This window comes from Mesorhizobium sp. M7A.F.Ca.CA.004.04.2.1 (assembly GCF_004022825.1).
Taxonomy (GTDB): domain Bacteria; phylum Pseudomonadota; class Alphaproteobacteria; order Rhizobiales; family Rhizobiaceae; genus Mesorhizobium.
This window is the reverse complement of the sequence record NZ_RZPH01000758.1, coordinates 1-3,022: the sequence shown is the minus strand read 5'-3', so window position 1 is coordinate 3,022 and position 3,022 is coordinate 1. Positions and strand designations below refer to the sequence as shown.

At 64.5% G+C, this 3,022-nt stretch carries 3 protein-coding genes; 2 read left to right on the top strand and 1 reads right to left on the bottom strand.

Features of this window, described 5'->3' with window-relative positions:
• The coding region (locus EN893_RS26475; RefSeq protein WP_128361897.1) for a formate--tetrahydrofolate ligase at positions 1-1,431 on the top strand (1,431 nt) is incomplete at its 5' end.
• Between the two features lie 66 nt (positions 1,432-1,497).
• On the opposite strand, the gene EN893_RS26470 is transcribed toward EN893_RS26475, so the two are convergent.
• Positions 1,498-2,142 (bottom strand): cysteine hydrolase family protein, encoded by a 645-nt coding sequence (locus EN893_RS26470; RefSeq protein ID WP_127266543.1) that lies wholly within the window; start codon positions 2,140-2,142, stop codon positions 1,498-1,500.
• A gap of 127 nt (positions 2,143-2,269) precedes the next feature.
• Between EN893_RS26470 and EN893_RS26465 the strand changes: the two genes are divergently transcribed.
• The coding region (locus EN893_RS26465; RefSeq protein WP_128361896.1) for a DJ-1/PfpI family protein at positions 2,270-3,022 on the top strand (753 nt) is incomplete at its 3' end.

Sequence of the window (3,022 nt, the reverse complement as noted above, 5' to 3'; positions counted from 1 at the left end):
GGCCTGAACCGCATCGGCAAGAAGGCGATCGTCTGCATCCGCGAGGCCTCGCTCGGCCCGAATTTCGGCGTCAAGGGCGGTGCCGCCGGCGGCGGCTATGCGCAGGTCGTGCCGATGGAAGACATGAACCTCCACTTCACCGGCGACTTCCACGCCATCACCACGGCGCACAATCTGCTTTCGGCGCTGATCGACAACCACATCTACTGGGGCAATGAGCTCGGCATCGACACCCGCCGCGTCGTCTGGCGCCGCGTCATGGACATGAACGACCGGGCGCTGCGCGAGATCATCTGCTCGCTCGGCGGCGTCGCCAACGGTTTCCCGCGCGAGGGCGGCTTCGACATCACCGTTGCTTCGGAAGTGATGGCTATCCTGTGCCTGTCGACCGATCTGAAGGACCTGGAAAAGCGCCTCGGCGACATCATCGTCGCCTATCGCCGCGACAAGTCGGCCGTCTATGCCCGCGACCTCAAGGCCGACGGCGCCATGGCCGTGTTGCTCAAGGACGCCATGCAGCCTAACCTGGTGCAGACGCTGGAGAACAACCCGGCCTTCGTGCATGGCGGCCCGTTCGCCAACATCGCGCATGGCTGCAACTCGGTCGTCGCCACCACGACGGCGCTCAAGCTCGCCGACTACGTCGTCACCGAAGCCGGCTTCGGCGCCGACCTGGGTGCTGAAAAGTTCTTCGACATCAAGTGCCGCAAGGCAGGCCTCAAACCGGCGGCGGCCGTCATTGTCGCCACCGTGCGCGCCATGAAGATGAATGGCGGCGTCAAGAAGGAAGACCTCGGCAAGGAGAACGTCGAGGCGGTGAAGAAGGGCTGCGCCAACCTCGGCCGCCACATCGAGAATATCCGCCAGTTCGGCGTGCCGGCGGTGGTTGCGATCAACCACTTCTACTCCGACACCGACGCCGAAATCCAGGCGATGAAGGACTATGTCGCCTCGATGGGCGAAGAGGCGATGCTGTGCAAGCACTGGGCGCACGGCTCGGCCGGCATCGAGGATCTCGCCAACAAGGTGGTGGCACTGGCCGAATCCGGTGCTTCGCAGTTCGCGCCGCTCTATCCCGATGCGATGCCGCTGTTCGAGAAGATCAACACCATCGTCCAGCGTATCTATCGCGGCTCGGAAGCGATCGCCGACAAGTCGGTGCGCGACCAGCTCAAGGCCTGGGAAGACGCCGGATACGGCCACCTGCCGGTGTGCATGGCCAAGACGCAGTACTCGTTCTCGACCGACCCGAACCTGCGCGGCGCGCCGACCGGCCACACGGTGCCGGTGCGCGAGGTCAGGCTTTCGGCAGGTGCGGGCTTCGTCGTCATCATCTGCGGCGAGGTCATGACCATGCCCGGCCTACCGAGGGCGCCGTCCTCGGAAAAGATCTTCCTCAACGAGATGGGCCAGATCGAAGGCCTGTTCTAGAATCCTTCTATTCGAACAGAAAGGGCGCCGCAGCGATGCGGCGCCCTTTCTGTTTTCAGATAGTCCCTACGCGGCGCTGCGTGACAGCGCCCGCTGGTTGGAGCCGAAGATGGTGTCGCGTTCCGGCAGCGCGCCGGTCTTCAGGCACTCGACCCATTCGGCGGTCTTGAGCACGGCGGCAAAGCGCGACTGCAGGATGATCGTGACCACGCGGTGGATCTCCTCGGCCGAGGCGTAGCCGGCGCTGTTGGCGTAAGGCACCGATCCGGTCGCATCCGACAGGAACTCGACGGCAAAGCCCATATGCACGGCGTGGATGATGGTCGACAGGTCGCAATTGTGCGTCATGTAGCCGACCACCGTGATCGTATCGATGGCGTTGGCGCGCAGCCAGTCCTCGAGGTCGGTGCCGGTGAAGGCGGAGGGCAGGTTCTTTTCGACATAATGGTCGCGCCCACGCCTGGCGATTTCGGGATGCAGTTCGCCGCCATGGCTTCCCCCGGCGAAGATCGGCGATGTCTCGGGCGCCATCTGCTTGACGACCACCACCTTGATGCCGGCAGCAGTCGCTGCATCCATCGCCCGCGCCACATGGACGACGCTGTCGCGGAACGGCGGATGCTGGATGGCAAGACTGCCGCCATCATAATCGTTCTGCACATCGACGACGATCAGCGCCCGGCGTGGCGTGGTGTTGGCTGGGTCAGACATGGTGTTTTCCTTTCCGGCTTGAATGTGATGGACCGAAAATAGGCGGACTCCGCGACAGTCGAAAGTGGCCCGATTGACATCATTCGAAAGAATTGGGACAATCCGCATTCAACTGCCGGAAGCACCCATGACCGACCCGATCATTGCCGTACTCGCCTTCGACGGCATCAGCCCGTTCCACCTTTCCGTACCGTGCCTGGTCTTCGCAGAGGACAGGACGGCGCTTGGCCTGCCGCGCTTCGACTTCCGCATCTGCGCGGTCAAGCCCGGCCCGATCCACACCGAGGCCGGACTGACAATTGCCGCGCCGCATGGGCTCGAAGGGCTCGACGGCGCCGATATCGTCATCATTCCAAGCTGGCATCATCTCGGCGAACCGGCATCGCCGCCGCTGATGGAGGCGTTGCGCCGGGCGCACCAACGCGGCGCCTTGATCGTCGGCCTGTGCCTTGGAACCTTCGCCATTGCCGCGGCCGGGCTGCTTTCGGGCCGTCGTGCCGCGACGCACTGGGCCTATTCCGAACAGTTGCAGAAACTCCACCCCGACGTCGCCGTCGATGCCTCGGTGCTCTATGTCGACAATGGTGACATCGTGACCTCGGCCGGCGTCGCCGCCGGTCTGGACTGCTGTCTCCACATCGTGCGCGCCCGCTACGGCGCGGAAGCGGCACTGCGGCTCGCCCGCCAGATCGTCCTTTCTCCGCATCGGCAGGGCGGCCAGGCGCAATTCATCGAGCATCCGGTGGAAAGAAGCGCAGACGCCGACCGGTTCACCCAAGCCCTCGACGCGGTTCGCGCGGCGCTCGGAGAGACGCATAGCCTGGATAGCGTCGCCGAGGCCGCCGGCCTGACCCGGCGCACCTTTACCCGCCGCTTCCAA

Coding starts and splice junctions, on each gene's coding strand:
- EN893_RS26470 (WP_127266543.1), bottom strand. CDS start 2,142: ATGTCTGACCCAGCCAACACCACGCCACGCCGGGCGCTGATCGTCGTC.